General features: G+C 39.6%; 18 protein-coding genes. 16 read left to right on the top strand and 2 right to left on the bottom strand.

Features of this window, described 5'->3' with window-relative positions:
- Positions 1 to 33 precede the first annotated feature (33 nt).
- From RIC88_RS02070 to lepB, 7 genes are all read left to right on the top strand, one after another.
- Positions 34 to 285, top strand: coding sequence for a DUF6364 family protein (locus RIC88_RS02070; RefSeq protein ID WP_350215767.1), 252 nt, complete (start codon positions 34 to 36; stop codon positions 283 to 285).
- Complete coding sequence (locus tag RIC88_RS02065) at positions 282 to 698, top strand: PIN domain-containing protein (protein WP_350215766.1); 417 nt, start codon at positions 282 to 284, stop codon at positions 696 to 698. Before RIC88_RS02070 ends, RIC88_RS02065 begins: the two co-directional genes overlap by 4 nt.
- 175 nt (positions 699 to 873) lie before the next feature.
- A complete protein-coding gene (locus RIC88_RS02060) occupies positions 874 to 1,650 on the top strand; it encodes a ParA family protein (protein ID WP_350215765.1) in 777 nt (258 codons plus the stop codon).
- A gap of 7 nt (positions 1,651 to 1,657) precedes the next feature.
- Positions 1,658 to 2,548: a ParB/RepB/Spo0J family partition protein gene (locus RIC88_RS02055; protein WP_350215764.1), complete on the top strand. Its 891-nt coding sequence runs from the start codon at positions 1,658 to 1,660 to the stop codon at positions 2,546 to 2,548.
- Positions 2,549 to 2,639: 91 nt separating this feature from the next.
- A complete protein-coding gene (locus tag RIC88_RS02050; protein ID WP_350215763.1) occupies positions 2,640 to 3,221 on the top strand; it encodes a DUF5683 domain-containing protein in 582 nt (193 codons plus the stop codon).
- A gap of 3 nt (positions 3,222 to 3,224) precedes the next feature.
- Entirely contained in the window at positions 3,225 to 3,935 is a 711-nt protein-coding gene (gene dapB, locus RIC88_RS02045; protein ID WP_350215762.1) for a 4-hydroxy-tetrahydrodipicolinate reductase, read from the top strand.
- Positions 3,936 to 3,939: 4 nt separating this feature from the next.
- Positions 3,940 to 5,394: a signal peptidase I gene (gene lepB / locus RIC88_RS02040; RefSeq protein ID WP_350215761.1), complete on the top strand. Its 1,455-nt coding sequence runs from the start codon at positions 3,940 to 3,942 to the stop codon at positions 5,392 to 5,394.
- A 60-nt stretch (positions 5,395 to 5,454) separates the two neighbouring features.
- Here the strand turns inward: lepB and RIC88_RS02035 are convergent, their stop codons facing one another.
- The gene (locus tag RIC88_RS02035) at positions 5,455 to 6,933 is read right to left on the bottom strand and encodes a GFO_1087 family putative carboxy terminal peptidase (protein ID WP_350215760.1); all 1,479 of its coding nucleotides are present in this window, start codon (positions 6,931 to 6,933) and stop codon (positions 5,455 to 5,457) included.
- A gap of 53 nt (positions 6,934 to 6,986) precedes the next feature.
- The gene (locus tag RIC88_RS02030; RefSeq protein ID WP_350215759.1) at positions 6,987 to 7,649 is read right to left on the bottom strand and encodes a uracil-DNA glycosylase; all 663 of its coding nucleotides are present in this window, start codon (positions 7,647 to 7,649) and stop codon (positions 6,987 to 6,989) included.
- Between the two features lie 61 nt (positions 7,650 to 7,710).
- On the opposite strand from RIC88_RS02030, the gene apaG reads away from it, so the two are divergent.
- The 9 genes from apaG (at position 7,711) to RIC88_RS01985 (ending at position 15,193) form a co-directional block, all read left to right on the top strand.
- On the top strand, positions 7,711 to 8,097 hold the full coding sequence (gene apaG, locus RIC88_RS02025; RefSeq protein WP_350215758.1) for a Co2+/Mg2+ efflux facilitator ApaG/CorD: 387 nt from the start codon (positions 7,711 to 7,713) through the stop codon (positions 8,095 to 8,097).
- Positions 8,098 to 8,196: 99 nt separating this feature from the next.
- Positions 8,197 to 8,874 carry an O-methyltransferase gene (locus RIC88_RS02020; protein ID WP_350215757.1) on the top strand — a complete coding sequence of 226 codons (678 nt, stop codon included), beginning with the start codon at positions 8,197 to 8,199 and terminating at the stop codon, positions 8,872 to 8,874.
- Between the two features lie 45 nt (positions 8,875 to 8,919).
- Positions 8,920 to 9,849, top strand: coding sequence for a coiled-coil domain-containing protein (locus RIC88_RS02015; protein ID WP_350215756.1), 930 nt, complete (start codon positions 8,920 to 8,922; stop codon positions 9,847 to 9,849).
- A 212-nt stretch (positions 9,850 to 10,061) separates the two neighbouring features.
- Entirely contained in the window at positions 10,062 to 10,430 is a 369-nt protein-coding gene (rpsF, locus tag RIC88_RS02010) for a 30S ribosomal protein S6 (protein WP_350215755.1), read from the top strand.
- The gene (rpsR, locus tag RIC88_RS02005) at positions 10,427 to 10,678 is read left to right on the top strand and encodes a 30S ribosomal protein S18 (protein ID WP_348277622.1); all 252 of its coding nucleotides are present in this window, start codon (positions 10,427 to 10,429) and stop codon (positions 10,676 to 10,678) included. Before rpsF ends, rpsR begins: the two co-directional genes overlap by 4 nt.
- Positions 10,679 to 10,686: 8 nt before the next feature.
- Positions 10,687 to 11,130: a 50S ribosomal protein L9 gene (gene rplI, locus RIC88_RS02000; RefSeq protein ID WP_350215754.1), complete on the top strand. Its 444-nt coding sequence runs from the start codon at positions 10,687 to 10,689 to the stop codon at positions 11,128 to 11,130.
- Positions 11,131 to 11,201: 71 nt separating this feature from the next.
- Positions 11,202 to 12,134 (top strand): endonuclease/exonuclease/phosphatase family protein, encoded by a 933-nt coding sequence (locus RIC88_RS01995; protein WP_350215753.1) that lies wholly within the window; start codon positions 11,202 to 11,204, stop codon positions 12,132 to 12,134.
- Positions 12,135 to 12,167: 33 nt separating this feature from the next.
- The gene (locus RIC88_RS01990) at positions 12,168 to 13,121 is read left to right on the top strand and encodes a GSCFA domain-containing protein (protein WP_350215752.1); all 954 of its coding nucleotides are present in this window, start codon (positions 12,168 to 12,170) and stop codon (positions 13,119 to 13,121) included.
- Positions 13,118 to 15,193 (top strand): thioredoxin domain-containing protein, encoded by a 2,076-nt coding sequence (locus RIC88_RS01985; RefSeq protein WP_350215751.1) that lies wholly within the window; start codon positions 13,118 to 13,120, stop codon positions 15,191 to 15,193. Before RIC88_RS01990 ends, RIC88_RS01985 begins: the two co-directional genes overlap by 4 nt.
- Positions 15,194 to 15,203 lie beyond the last annotated feature (10 nt).

Below are 15,203 nucleotides of genomic sequence, written 5' to 3'. Positions count from 1 at the left end.
ACATTTTTTACTTTTGACGTATAAGTCATTTATATGGATGCAAAAGTTACTTTGAGTTTTGACAAGTCAGCCATTGATTCAGCAAAGCAGTTTGCCGAAAGTCATAATATTAGTTTATCTAGGCTCACAGAGTTTCTTTATCGGCAAATAGCATCCAAGAACTATAAATCATTGGAAGAATTACCCGTTGCTGACTGGGTTCATCAGATAGCAGAAGGTGAGATCGAATACAAGAAGTCTTCTAAATCTATGAAAAAGGTTTTTTACGAAAGTCGCAAAAAGTGAAGGTCTTTCTTGATGCCAATATTCTTGTGGCCACACTCAACAAAGAATATCCAATTTTTACCTATTCTTCACGTGTCTTAAGCCTATCCGAATCTTCCAAATTCGAGCTTTATACATCCAGTTTGTGCCTGGCTATTGGCTTTTATTTTGCCTCCAAAAAAAGCGGAACACAAACAGCCCGAAAAAAAATATCGATTCTTAAGGATAAAATTAATCTGGCTGTTATTACTGAAAATGCCGTTAGCAAAGCTCTCGACAATCCAAAAATAAATGATCTGGAAGATGGCTTTCAGTACTATGCCGCAATTGAGGCAGGGTGTTCGTGTATCGTGACAGAAGACCTGAGTGACTTTTACTTTTCTGAAATGGAAGTTCTTGATAGTAAATCGTTTCTAAACCATCATGTGTTTTGACTCAAAAAGAAAAAATAGGTTGTTGATAACCACACTAAAAACCTTGGTTCTACGTAAATAAATCAAGGTTTTTCTTTTTTACACAAGTTATTCACAACATGACTATCTTGAGAATAGGTTGGATATATTTGTGTCCTTTACACTACCTAAAATCACATTTCTAAAGAAAATTTATATGGGTAAGATCATTTCTGTCGCAAATCAAAAAGGAGGAGTTGGCAAAACAACCACTGCAATAAACCTGGCGGCAAGCCTTGCAGCTCTCGAATTCAAAACATTAATTGTGGATGCTGACCCACAAGCTAACGCCACATCCGGTGTGGGTGTAGATCCAAAAAGCGTAGAAGTGAGTATTTATGAATGCATGGTCGATGGAGCAAGCGCCAAAGAGAGCATCGTGGATACCCAAATCAAATTCTTAGACCTTCTTCCATCTCATATCGATTTGGTAGGAGCAGAAGTGGAGATGGTAAACATTGAGGAGCGCGAGGAGAAGATGAAACTAGCTCTTGCTGAAGTGCGTGACGATTACGATTTTATCATTATCGACTGCTCTCCCTCCCTGGGTTTGATTACCATTAATGCATTGACAGCATCAGATTCTGTGATCGTTCCTGTTCAGTGCGAATATTTTGCTTTGGAAGGTTTAGGTAAACTTCTCAACACAATCAAAATCATCCAGACCAGACTGAATCAGGATTTGGAAATTGAAGGCATCCTACTAACAATGTATGATGTTAGATTGAACTTAGCCAATCAGGTGGTTGAAGAAGTGAAAATGCATTTTGAGTCAATGGTGTTTAGCACCATGATCCCTAGAAATATTAAGCTAAGCGAATCTCCGGGATTCGGCATGCCGGCCATAACACATGATGCTGATAGCAAAGGATCCATTAGCTACCTTAACCTGGCCAAAGAAATTTTAGTTAGAAACGAAGTAAAAGCAGCCTGAAGAGAACATGGCAGAAAGTAAATTCAAGAAAAGGTCCGGCTTAGGAAGAGGTCTTGGTGCTCTTCTGGAGGATTCTGGAGAGAAGGAAAAAATAAGTGGTTCCGGAGCTACACCCAGGGGCGCTATCAGTGAGATAGAAATCTCAAAAATAGAAGCCAATCCATGGCAGCCACGGTCTGATTTCGACGAAGAAGCTTTGAATGATCTGGCTGAATCAATTAAAGTTCAGGGAATTATTCAACCCATCACTGTCCGCGCACTTAGCGCAAATCAGTTTCAACTCATTTCCGGGGAGCGAAGACTTCAAGCAAGCAAGAAAGCCGGACTAAAAGCTATTCCCGCTTATATCAGGATAGCTGATGACCAGCAAATGCTGGAAATGGCCCTGATCGAAAATATTCAGCGTGAGAATTTAAATGCGATTGAAATAGCATTGAGTTATCAACGACTCTTGGCAGAGTGTGACTTGAAGCAAGAAGAACTTGGTGACCGTGTGGGTAAAAACAGAAGTACGGTTACCAACTACTTGCGTTTGTTGAAACTACCACCGGATATTCAAATTTCACTCCGTGACGGGAAGTTGAGTATGGGTCATGCGCGAGCTTTAATCTCCATTGATGATGTATCTCTTCAACTGGACATCTTCAACCAAATCATCAGGCAAGACCTTTCGGTAAGAAAAGTAGAGGAGTTGGTAAGGTCAAGTGGAAAGAAAGAAGATAAAGCTCCAAAATCTGTGGAGGTTGATCCGGAAATAAAAAAGCTTCAAAGCAAGCTTTCCTCCCATTTTGGATCTAAGATTGCCATTAAATCAAATGAGCAAAACAAAGGAGAGATCAAAATTCCTTTTAGTTCTACGGATGATTTGAATCGGATATTGGAAATCCTGGATGTTTAGTCACTAAGAACTCATTTGAAAATAAATCTTTGTAGAAATCTCCCTGATAATTGAGGTTTAGGCGCGAACTTTGTAAAGCAATCACCAGATGATGAAAAGTTTACTGTTCGTTCTTGCTTTCTCAGGCTACACTTTGATTACATACGCACAGGATAAGCCTATTCTGATCGATGACTCAACCTTTGCAAAGGCTGATGAAGATGCTGAGCTTTTCGAAGAAGTGTCAAGTCTTGACCCTCAAAGGGCTGCTTTGCTTTCTGCTGTATTTCCCGGCATGGGGCAGGTGTACAATAAGCAATACTGGAAAGTGCCCATCGTTTTGGCCGGTGTTATCACATTTGCCCATTTTATCGATTACAATAATAAGGTATACCACAGCCTAAGAAATGCAGCTTTGATAACAGCAAGAGATCCGGAAAGCAATCCTTTTAAATCAATAGTTACTACTGAGAATGCATTGATTAGAAACAGGGACGTTTTTCGAAGAAACCGGGACATGCTGATCATTGTAGGTTCTGCATTTTACATTCTCCAAATCGTAGATGCCCATGTATCGGCACATTTAGAAGAATTCAAAGTAAATGATAAACTTGCACTTGGAATAGAGCCTTCTATTCAGCCAACTCCATTATTTTCGCAGGCGATCGGATTGTCATTCGTTCTGAAGTTTTAGGAAATGAATATTTCATTGATTGGGTACGGTAAAATGGGTAAAACCATAGAGAAAATAGCTCGTGAGAAAGGTCACAATATTTCTATCGTGGTGAAATCTTCAGAGGATCTTACAGAAATGACCTCTTCCAATACAGATGTTGCTATTGAGTTTACGCAACCTGAATCCGCATTTGATAACCTCTCCTACTGTTTGGATCACAACATTCCCGTGATATCAGGCACAACCGGATGGACAGAAAAACTTTCCGATATTAAGCAATTGTGTCAGGAAAAAGATGGCACCTTTCTTTATGCCTCTAATTTCAGCATTGGAGTTAATCTGTTTTTTGAATTGAATAAATGGCTAGCTGATAAAATGGCTCATTTGAATTTCAAACCATCACTAAAAGAGGTACACCACACTGAAAAAAAAGATAGTCCAAGTGGAACTGCGATTACTCTGGCAGAAGGAATTATTTCCTCTCAACCATCCTTTGTGGGCTGGATAAATGTAGAATCTGCCGACCATAAAAAACTAGGAATAGTTTCCGAGCGAATTCCCAACGTACCGGGTACACATACCGTAAGCTATTCGTCACCTTTAGAATCTATTGAAATCACCCACACCGCACATGATCGAAGCGTTTTTGCTGAAGGCGTTGTAAAAGTTGGAGAATGGATTCATAAGAAGAAAGGTGTTTTCACCATGTCAGATTTTATAAACGATAACTAACCATATGTATTTTCACGATTTTAATCCGGTTTTTGTAATTACGTTCCTCATTTTATGGTACGTACTTCAAGGCACTGCCTATTACAAATTCTTCGAAAAAGCAGGTAAAGAAGGCTGGAAAGGTTTTGTTCCAATTCTCAACTATTACATCCATCTGGAAATCGTTGGGAGGCCAAAATGGTGGGTAGTACTGCTTTTCGTCCCGGTGATCAACTTCTTTGTCGGATTAACTATGCATTTGGACTTGATGAAGTCTTTTGGTAAATACACCTATTTAGATCAGGTGCTAGGAGTCGTCTTTGCTCCTATTTATATGAACTATATCGCCTGGTCAGATACGAAGTACATAGACAAAGCAACAGATATCCCAAAGCCTAAAAAGTCATTTGGAAAAGAATGGTTTGAAGCAATAGTATTCGCCGTGTTTTGCGCCACATTCGTTCGCTGGATTTTTATGGAGGCCTATGTAATTCCAACCGGTTCCATGGAGCGTTCACTTTTGGTTGGTGACTTCCTTTTCGTTAGTAAAGCAGAGTATGGCCCTCGAACACCTCAGACCCCTTTGCAAGTACCATTGACACACCAGACGATTTGGGGTACTGAAATTCCATCTTATATCCCGGGTGTTTCACTTCCAAGTCTACGTCTTCCGTCGCTAGGAAAAGTGGAAAGAAATGATGTAGTGGTATTTAATTATCCGGTGGATGACCACTACAATCAAAGAAGCAGCGGAGCATATCACCCGATGGACTTGAAAACACACTACATTAAAAGATGTGTTGCGATCGCTGGAGAAACCATAGAAATAAAAGCGACTCAGGTGTACGTAAATGGAGAAGAGCAGGAAAATCCTCCATTGATGCAACACGAATACTTCGTAAGAACAAATGAATCTATTCGCGAAAGGATATTTGAAAATTTAGATATTAATCCGTACAACAGTGTGACCCGATATCCGGAAGGGTATTCTGTTTTGATGCCAGAATCCGTGGCAGCAGAATTTGAAAAACTTCCTTTTGTAGAAAGTGTTACACGTCAATTAGTTCCGGAAGATAGATCTGAGCAGAACATCTTTCCGGATGCAAGATATTTTCAATGGAACAGGGACTTTTTTGGACCTTTAACCGTGCCTGCACGAGGAATGACCATAGCGGTCAATGAAGAAAATCTAGCAATGTACGGTTCGACAATCTTTAACTATGAAGGTAATGAGTCTGTTGAAATTGACATAGATAAGTTGACAGTGAATGGTGAAGAGCTTTCGGAGTATACATTCAAAAAAGACTACTACTTCATGATGGGTGATAACCGACATGCTTCTGATGATTCCCGCTATTGGGGTTTTGTGCCCGAAGATAACATTGTGGGTGAAGCTTCATTCATCTGGATGTCTTATGACACCAACGCCAGCTTCCTTAATAAAATCAGGTGGGCCAGATTGTTCGATGGAATTGAATAAAATTGCCAAATACGTTTGAATGTAAGAAGAAAGGCACCTCAGTCTGGTGCCTTTCTTGATTTATTGATTGGGTCGGATTAAATGCTCTCGCATAACTGCAGGCATATCAGCCTCATCAAGTAAAATCGTGTTTTGAGGTTTCATTACTTCAGTACCTGCAAATTCTTCTCTTCCACTATCATTAACCCTCTCAACCCTTGCTACACCTGTAATTATGGCTAGAGCTTCCGCAAGCAAAGGTTCGTCTGAAGCACCTATCGGGGGTAAATCTTCCAGGTAATCAACTTCATTTACTTCAACATTTGGTTCAAGTCCGTCAATGTAATCGCTAAATCCATCAGAATTAGCTAGTTGGCTTATTATGGGCTGAATGGCGTACTTATGATTCGGATTTAAAGAGGTGGATTTTTGATTATCTTCTGAATCATAAAGAGTAGCTGAGGCGACATTTTTACCAACAGTAGTTGTTCCTATTAACGTGACATCCATGTAGGGCATTAACCCTGCAATTACAAACTCAGATGCAGAAGCACTACTCCCACTGGTTAGAATAAAAATTCGATTGATACTCAATCGATTCATTGGCAATGTTGAGGTTATTACACCATCGTTATTATAGACAGGAATCTTATCAAAAAACTCAAGATCTGTGTTAAACTGAGCAAGATTATCATTGTATACAATTGTACCTAAAACATGGTTAACGGTTGCTGCACCATAGATCATTGATGCAAGTATTCGAGATGTTGTTAGGGATCCACCACCATTATATCTTAAATCCAATACCAAATCTGAAATGGATTGATTCCTGAACTGTCCAAAAACATTGTTCAACTCTTCATGATAAGTGTTGTTGTTGATGAACTGGTTATACATCAGATATCCAACTTTCAGGCCCTCTATTTCAAATACCTGAGATTTAAAAATTGGGTTTTCTGTTAGCTCAACTGCATTTAAGGTCACTTCTTCACCAGTTGAAGAAATAGTGTCATTTCTAATTTCGGATAGCGTAATAGTATAGCTATCTCTTTCAAAAAGCAACGAAATGTAATTGTTAACAGTCAGTTTGGTTCCATTCACTTCAGTGAAAATATCACCTCGCTCTAAACCACTGTTCTTTGCCGGACCATTTGGAACAACGTACTTCACATACCCCATAATGTCATCACTCCCAGTCGCGATCCTAACTAGTCCCAACTCATAGCCAAATGACTTAGATACACCCTGAAAAGAGTTTTCCAACTCCTCATAGTCATCTACAATCCACGAGAATCTATCTTTTTCGACGAGTAGATGTTCAAACAAGCTTTCAGGTTGATCAAATCTATTTAAAAATGAATATAGTGCATTATAAGTAGGGTATCTTTCCCTTGACAAGTCTGGTACCTCAGCCTCCCAGTAATAATAGGCTTCCATAGCAAACCAGATGAATTCGTTCACTTCGTTCCTTAAAGGAACGCTTATTCCATCATCTTTTTTGCATCCGGCAATGCTAACCAGCATTATCAACAATACAATCACTCCTTTAATTACTCTCATATTTCGCTTTTCTAGACCAGCAAATATCACCGCTCAGTATTAATAACGTAAAATTACCAATTTATGGGTGTAAGACCCTTTGATGACAGGTATTGGTTGGCTCTGGAGAATGGTTTGCTTCCAAAAAAACCAGAATGAGCAGAAAATGGTGATGGATGTGGTGATTTTAGAATCAGGTGTTTCTGCTGATCCAAAAAAGCTCCTTTCTTTTGAGCATAAGCCCCCCATAGTATAAATACAATGTTTTCTTTTTTGTCAGAAACAAGTTGAAGTACAGTATCAGTAAACTGCTCCCATCCTCTGTTTTGGTGTGATCCGGCTTTTCTGGCTTCTACGGTAAGTGTGGCATTGAGTAGCAACACTCCCTGATCGGCCCACCTTTCCAGATTGCCAGATTGTGGAACAGGTTGTCCCAGATCTTTTTGTACCTCTTTGAATATATTCTGAAGAGAAGGTGGTTGTCTCACTCCATCTGCAACTGAAAAACACAGACCATTGGCCTGTCCGGGACCATGATAAGGATCCTGACCTACAATAACCACTTTTAACTTTTGAAAAGGACAATGATCAAATGCATTGAATATTTTAGAACCCGGTGGATAGATAGTTTTGGTTGCATATTCATCTCTTAAAAAAGACACCAAGCTTTTAAAGTAATCCTTTTCAAATTCGGGCTCCAGATGGCTTTTCCAACTTGATTCAATCTTAACAGTCATTCGGATATCTCAATCGGGTAATTGGTAAAATAAAAATTTCTATTAAATTGTCCGCCAAGATATGACAACTGGAGTAACCAAAGGCATCAAAGTTTCAGTGGAAACGAACTATCAGCCGGAGCATTCGCAACCAGCACATGATCACTTTGTGTTTACATATCGCATTACCATTGAAAATAATTCCAACAATACTGTACAACTTAAAGCCAGGCATTGGGATATAATTGATGCCACACATCCCACGCATGAAGTGGATGGGGATGGGGTTGTTGGTAAGCAGCCGGTACTTGAGCCTGGTGAGATTCACCAGTATGTATCAGGTTGCAATCTTAAATCAGGAATTGGAAAAATGAAGGGCTACTACATCATGGAACGAATCATTGATGGTCGACTCTTCAATGTTGAAATTCCTGAATTTTTAATGGTGGTTCCTTTCAAACTTAATTAACCATTGCTTTCCCTTTTCTGGTTTAGACTAATAAGTTTCATCCGTTATCTTTTTCGGGCCGTTGGTCCTCATTCACTTCATTCACCCTTCCTATTTGAATTGTTCAATAAAGTCATAAAGCCAGCAGGGAGGTTCCGTCTTGATAATATTGAAAAGCTAAGAAAAGAGCTTTATCGCAACCATGATGTCGTTGATCTATTCGACTTAAAAAACAATGAAAATTATAGGAGAACTATAAGTTCAATAGCTAAAACCTCTTTAAGCACACCAAAATTCTCCGCCTTTTTACATCGCCTAATTGAATACCTTAACGTTGAAACTGTATTGGAAACAGGCACATCGCTTGGAATAAATGCCCTCTATCTGGCCGGACCTGAAAGGGTAAATAAAGTAGTTACCATTGAGGCATCCCCAATCATCGCATCCTTTGCCACGGAACAATTCTCTAAACTTTTGCAACAAAAAATTGAGATCAAGCAAGGCACCATTCAAGAAGTATTTGAGCAGATTTTGGTTAAGCTACAACCAGAATTGTGTTTCATGGATGCCGACCATCGGTCTGATGCAGTTGATTTTTGCATAGAATCAATCATGTCACATTGCGCATCTATTAAATGCATTGTTGTGCATGATATTTATTGGTCAAAAGATATGCATCAAAGTTGGAACCGGATTGTGAAAGATGAGAGATTCAGCCTTACCGTTGATATATTTCAAGCGGGTCTCATTTTTCCTTTCATTCAAATGCCTAAACAGCATTTTACATTGCATTTTTAAAGAAGAGGCATTTCCCTACTTTTGCCGTCTATAATTCAAATAAGCATGGAAGAAAATAAATCAGCAGATCAGCCAGATTACATGAAGCCTAAGAAAAACAGAACACCTGTTTTTATTGTCATAACATTTTTGCTCTTAGCTGCTGTCGTCTTTTTCTATTATCAAAACCGACAACTTGAGGGGGAGAAAGAAAGGCAATTCCAAGAAATCTTATTAACCCAAGCTAAACTCGATTCTGTTGGAAATGAGCTAGATATACGAATTCAAGCAATCAGGGAATTAGGCGGTGAAGTAGATACTTTGGAAGCTATTAAAGCTCAATTAGAGGCTGATAAAAAACAATTGCTGGTGGATGCTCAATATCAAAGAGGCCAGATAGCCAAGCTGAATAATAGAGTAGATGGATACAAGGAACTATTGCTAATCAAGGATGAAGAAATTAAGCAATTGAAAGTTTTGAATGATCAACTTGCCGAGGAAAACACCACGCTTAAGGTTGAGAAAAATCAATTGAATCAAACTGTACAGCAATTGGAGCAAAACAAACAGGAACTAGCCAGTAAGGTAGCTGTAGCCTCCAGACTAGAGATCGAAGATATGCGCATCAATGCCATAAACGACAATGGAAAAGAAAGGGATGGAGGCGAATATCGAAATCGACATATTGAGCAACTTAAAATTCAATTTACAGTAGTGGAAAATGAAATTGCTCCAATAGAGGGGAAGGAATTGCTTCTACGTGTGATCGCCCCGGATGGTAATGTCCTTTTTGATGTGACCAGAGGATCAGGCTCTTTCACTTTTGAAAAAAGAGAGATGTTCTATACCGCTAAGCAAGAAATTCTCTATGATCGAAATAACCAGTTGGTTACCTTTTTATATACCAAAGGGAGTGATTACGCGATTGGTCAGCATAAGGTGGAAGTCTATACCGATGACTACCTGATGGGTAAGGGCAGCTTTATGGTAAAGTAAAGTTCGAGCCACCCACAAGAACGGGTTTTAAATCAGACCTGCGTCAGGGATAGAGGCGGCATCCTCCGTAGCAAAGCAGAGGAGATATAGCCGATAGCCCGCCCGGACGCCCATTAAGTTTAAATATACTCATGCTTAGGGTTGTCAATTCTTGATAATTACTTACTTTTGCACCTCATTTTTTAAAATATTAGTTCTTAATTTATTTACACATGACAAAGAATTATGAGACGGTATTCATTTTGACTCCCGTTTTGTCTGAAGCTCAGATGAAGGATACTGTCGGAAAATTCAAGAAAGTTCTAACTGATAACGGCGCAGAGCTCGTTAACGAAGAGAACTGGGGATTACGCAAACTTGCCTACCCTATTCAGCATAAAACCACCGGGTTTTACCAGCTGTTTGAATTCCGATCAGAGCCTGAGTTAATCGCTAAGCTAGAGACAGAGTACAGGAGAGATGAAGCAGTGATGAGATTTCTCACCACCACATTGGACAAGCACGCAGTTATTTATAACGAGCGTAGAAAGAAAGGCGAATTCAACAAGAAGAAAGAAACTAAGAAGGAGGCAGCCAAATGACATTACAGAACGAACCAATAAACAGAGAGCAGAAGAAGGATAAGTACTGCCGATTCAAGAAGAACGGCATCAAGTACATCGACTATAAAGATCCTGATTTCTTGCTAAAGTTTGTAAACGAGCAAGGTAAGATCCTTCCTCGAAGACTTACAGGTACAAGTTTGAAGTATCAAAGAAAAGTGTCTCAGGCGATCAAAAGATCGAGACATCTTGCGTTGATGCCATATGTTGGAGATTCCCTTAAATAAGTACTGACATGGAAGTAATACTAAGAGAAGATATACAAGGACTGGGCTACAGAAACGATACTGTTGATGTAAAGCCGGGATATGGCAGAAATTATCTAATCCCTCGTGGGATGGCGATCATCGCAAGTGATTCTAACAAAAAAATGATCAGCGAAAATATTCGTCAGGCCGCTCACAAGGCAGAAAAGGCTAAGAAAGATGCTGAAGAAATTGCCAAGAAAATTGGTGAGTTGACTGTTGAGATCAAAACCAAAGCTGGAGAAAGCGGTAAAATCTTTGGGGCTATCACTCCAATTCAGGTTGCAGAAGCATTGGCAGCAGAGGGGCATGAAGTAGACAGAAAACGAATTTCTTTTGAACAAAAAATCAAAGAGCTTGGTGAATACACTGCGGTTCTTGATTTACACAAAGAAGTACACCACCCTATCCAGGTGAAGGTGGTTGCAGACTAAGTATTTAATTCTTAGATATAATATAAGCCCTGTTCCGTAAGGTTCAGGGTTTTTTTATGACTTTTGCGCTGATGAGAGCCTTACAATCAATTCTTTTTTTCCTTTTTCTTACCGTAGCATGTAGCAGTGGCAATAATGAGCCACTTCCCATCCAGGAGAAAGAGGTAGAAGAGGAGATCGACTACACTATCACTTGTATTGATGACCCTCTTACAATTACGCCAGTTCAATGCTCCCCTACTCTTTCCTCAGACAACCTTGATGTGGTGACATGGAATATTGAAAATTTTCCTATGCAGTCAAATACAGTTGAGGTGGTTGCAGACATCATACGGAATTTAGATGCTGACATATACGCTATCCAGGAAGTTGATGATATGAATGCTTTTAATACACTTATCGCTTCACTTGAAGGTTATGAGGGAGTGGTTTACGATGTAAGGGGAGGAATAGAGCTCGGATATATCTATAAAAAAAATGAGATCACCAGTTTTGGGACACCCATTGAGCTTTTTGATGGTGATACCAGCCCATTTCCAAGAGAACCTGTCGAAGTTGATATTACTCATAATAATGGATTAACGGTTAAGCTAATTAATATCCATTTGAAGTGTTGTGATGGTTCGGAGGATAGGCGAACAGATGCCAGTAACAAATTAAAATCCTATATTGATGATAATTTTTCAGAAGAAGAAGTGATTATCCTGGGTGACTGGAATGAAGATTTTGGGACTGGCTCTTCATTCACCAATTTCTTGACAGATATGGACAATTACATATTTGCCGATTATCCTATATACGCAGGTTCCGGAGATGACTATAGCTATCCATGCACTGGAGCTTCATATTGTCCAAGCCACATCGATCATATCTTGATTACTAATGAACTTTGCGATAACCTTTTATCCACCCACACAATTAGGTTAGACGACTGTGTGTCAAATTATCTATCAAAGGTTTCAGATCACCGGCCAATTATGATAAGCTTAAAAGCAGATAATTAATCTGGCTACCTTTGAAGAAAAGGTTAACATCACGTGTTTAAGATTGACTTCAATATTCCAAAATCGCCTACTAAAATCAACCTCAAAGATTCAATCTTTTTAATGGGATCATGCTTTTCTGATAAGATTGGGGATTATCTATCAGAAAACAAACTGCAGTGTCTTTCCAATCCTTTTGGAACGATCTACAATCCACATTCGATCTTCAGGCTTTTATCTAATTCATCAGAAGCTAATAATGTGATTGAAAGCCAGGGCGTTCACTACCACTGGGATGCACATGGAGAGGTCTCCGGGTTGAGCGAAACGGAAACAATCACTTTATTCGAGAAGCGAAACAAGCAAACGCAAACGTTTCTCAAGAATTGTAAGTGGTTGATAATCACTTCAGGTACGGCAATCGTTTATGAAAATCAAGTGGGCAACATCGTTGCTAATTGTCATAAAGTTCCGGCTAAGGACTTTAAGAAACGATTCCTGAATCAGGATGAGATTACGCAACAGTTTGCAAGCCTTCACTCCTATCTAAACGACATAAACACTGACTTGAACATCGTCTTTACAGTAAGCCCGGTTAGACATATTCGCGATGGGCTTATCGAAAACAACCGGAGTAAAGCCATTCTGATTGATGCCGTTCATAATATCACATCACAGTACAAAAACACTAGCTATTTTCCCTCTTATGAAATAGTAATGGATGAGTTAAGAGACTATCGTTTTTTCAAAACTGATCGAATTCATCCAACAGAAGAGGCCACTGAATATGTATGGAATCGATTCATGGAAACCTACTTCGATGAAGAAACTAAAAGCTTCATACAAGAATGGAGCAAGTTAAAAACAGCCATTAATCACCGTCCATTTCAGCCTGAATCTGCATCACACCAGGTCTTTCTTAAATCAACCTTGGAGAAACTTCAAAAACTGAATGAAAAAGTTGATCTGAGTGTTGAGATTGCTAAAGTAAGGCAACAATTGAAATGAGACTTCTATTCATTCTACTGATCATTACAGCAGCCTGTCAATCCAAAAGTCAAACTGAAATGCACGAATACACCAATGACCTAATCCATTCAACAAGCCCATACCTGCAACAGCATGCGCACAACCCAGTTAATTGGCAGGAATGGGGCCAGGAAGCGCTAAAACAGGCCAAAGATGAGGATAAACCCATTCTGGTAAGCATTGGATATTCCAGCTGTCACTGGTGTCATGTGATGGAAAAGGAGTCCTTTGAAGATCCAGCAGTAGCCAAAATCATGAATGAGCATTTCATTAATATCAAAGTGGATCGGGAAGAGCGTCCCGACGTGGATCAGGTGTACATGGATGCGGTTCAGGCAATGGGTTTACACGGAGGCTGGCCATTGAATGTCTTTCTTACACCAGATCAGAAACCATTTTATGGAGGTACTTATTTCCCCAAACAAGGCTGGATCAATCTTCTTACTAGCATCAATGAGGCCTTTGAAAATAACAGAGTGAAGATCAACGAATCTGCAGAAGCTTTCACACAAAACCTGCAAGCCAAAGAATCGGAAAAGTACAAACTGGAAGGTACAGATCACAGCCTGTCCACAGAAGAGATCAATTCAATTTATCAGACTCTGGAAAAGAAGTTTGACCGTGTAGATGGAGGCATCAAAAAATCACCCAAGTTTCCCATGCCTTCTGTATGGCAGTTTTTAGCTACCTATTATCACCAAACGAAGAATGAGGATGCCCTAAATCACTTGGGGTTTACCCTTGAGAAGATTGCTGATGGTGGCATTTACGATCATGTGGGTGGTGGTTTTGCACGTTATAGTACCGACGAAGAATGGCACATTCCCCACTTTGAAAAGATGCTATATGACAATGGTCAACTGCTGAGTTTATATGCGAATGGATTTAAGCTAACCAAAAATCCAAAGTTTAAACGAACCATTCATGAGACTATCGAATGGCTGGAAAGAGAAATGCTGGATGAATCCGGAGGATTCTATTCAGCCTTAGATGCTGACAGTGAAGGGGAAGAAGGTAAATTCTATGTGTGGATCCATGATGAAATTGTCACGCTGGCAGGCAATGACTCAAAAATGATTACCGAGTATTACGATGTTCAAACTGGTGGTAATTGGGAAGGGAAGAATGCACTAAGGGTAGTCAACGATGAAGAGAAACTGGCTAAGAAGTATGACCTTACAAAAGATGAATTCCTGAAACGAATAAAGACCTTTAAGCAGAAAGCTTTGAGGGAACGTGAAAAGAGGGTTCGGCCTGGTTTGGATGATAAGATCATTGCCGGATGGAACGGATTGACATTGGCTGGTTTGTCAGATTCATACCAATCCTTGCAGGATTCTTCCATTCTCTCACTAGCTTCAAAAAATGCCTCGTTTATTAAAAGTCTAATTAAAAATGGCGAGCTCAAACGATTTCCCAATAAGGAAATGGAAGGCTTCATGGAGGATTATGCTGCTGTAATTCAGGGATTCATCAAGTATTATGAAACAACGCTGGATCGAGAATACTTGGAGCTAGCAAAAAAATTAACACAAAGAGCAGAGGAAGCCTTTTTTGACAAAAGCGAGAATCTCTACTTCTTCGCCAGCGATGATGATGCTAACCTGATCGCCAGAAAGAAAGAACTCTTTGATAATGTGATTCCATCCTCCAACTCCATTATGGCGTGGAACCTGGTTCATCTTGGCACACATTTCTATGATGATCAAATGATTGAAAAAGGGGAATCTATTCTGGCACAGACTAAAAAACTGATCATTCAGGAACCGGAATATTTAAGCAACTGGGGACTCCTGGCATTGGAGCTTTCAGGCAATTTCGCAGAGGTGATCATCGTTGGTCCGAAAGCAAAAGAATACACCAATCAAATCAACCAGTATTTTTTACCAGACAAGATTATTTCCGGAACGCTAACAGAATCAGAAAAGACACCATTTGAACTAAAAACGGCTCTTAATGGTCAAACAACCATCTATGTATGCTACAATAAATCGTGTAAGCGACCCGTAACAAGTGTTAAGAAGGCTTTGGAGCAAATCAGTGCAAACTAGTGGGATTTTT

It is taken from the genome of Ekhidna sp., from assembly GCF_040220215.1.
GTDB lineage: Bacteria > Bacteroidota > Bacteroidia > Cytophagales > Cyclobacteriaceae > Ekhidna.
This window is presented reverse-complemented; position numbering and strand designations above follow the sequence as displayed.

Bases quoted from the DNA above. Each gene is read 5' to 3' on its own strand.
- rpsR (WP_348277622.1), top strand. From the start codon at position 10,427: ATGACATTACAGAACGAACCAATAAACAGAGAGCAGAAGAAGGATAAG.
- RIC88_RS01995 (WP_350215753.1), top strand. From the start codon at position 11,202: ATGAGAGCCTTACAATCAATTCTTTTTTTCCTTTTTCTTACCGTAGCA.
- dapB (WP_350215762.1), top strand. From the start codon at position 3,225: ATGAATATTTCATTGATTGGGTACGGTAAAATGGGTAAAACCATAGAG.
- apaG (WP_350215758.1), top strand. From the start codon at position 7,711: ATGACAACTGGAGTAACCAAAGGCATCAAAGTTTCAGTGGAAACGAAC.
- RIC88_RS02055 (WP_350215764.1), top strand. From the start codon at position 1,658: ATGGCAGAAAGTAAATTCAAGAAAAGGTCCGGCTTAGGAAGAGGTCTT.
- RIC88_RS01985 (WP_350215751.1), top strand. From the start codon at position 13,118: ATGAGACTTCTATTCATTCTACTGATCATTACAGCAGCCTGTCAATCC.
- RIC88_RS02030 (WP_350215759.1), bottom strand. From the start codon at position 7,649: ATGACTGTTAAGATTGAATCAAGTTGGAAAAGCCATCTGGAGCCCGAA.
- RIC88_RS02060 (WP_350215765.1), top strand. From the start codon at position 874: ATGGGTAAGATCATTTCTGTCGCAAATCAAAAAGGAGGAGTTGGCAAA.
- rpsF (WP_350215755.1), top strand. From the start codon at position 10,062: ATGACAAAGAATTATGAGACGGTATTCATTTTGACTCCCGTTTTGTCT.
- RIC88_RS02035 (WP_350215760.1), bottom strand. From the start codon at position 6,933: ATGAGAGTAATTAAAGGAGTGATTGTATTGTTGATAATGCTGGTTAGC.
- lepB (WP_350215761.1), top strand. From the start codon at position 3,940: ATGTATTTTCACGATTTTAATCCGGTTTTTGTAATTACGTTCCTCATT.
- rplI (WP_350215754.1), top strand. From the start codon at position 10,687: ATGGAAGTAATACTAAGAGAAGATATACAAGGACTGGGCTACAGAAAC.
- RIC88_RS02070 (WP_350215767.1), top strand. From the start codon at position 34: ATGGATGCAAAAGTTACTTTGAGTTTTGACAAGTCAGCCATTGATTCA.
- RIC88_RS02050 (WP_350215763.1), top strand. From the start codon at position 2,640: ATGAAAAGTTTACTGTTCGTTCTTGCTTTCTCAGGCTACACTTTGATT.
- RIC88_RS02015 (WP_350215756.1), top strand. From the start codon at position 8,920: ATGGAAGAAAATAAATCAGCAGATCAGCCAGATTACATGAAGCCTAAG.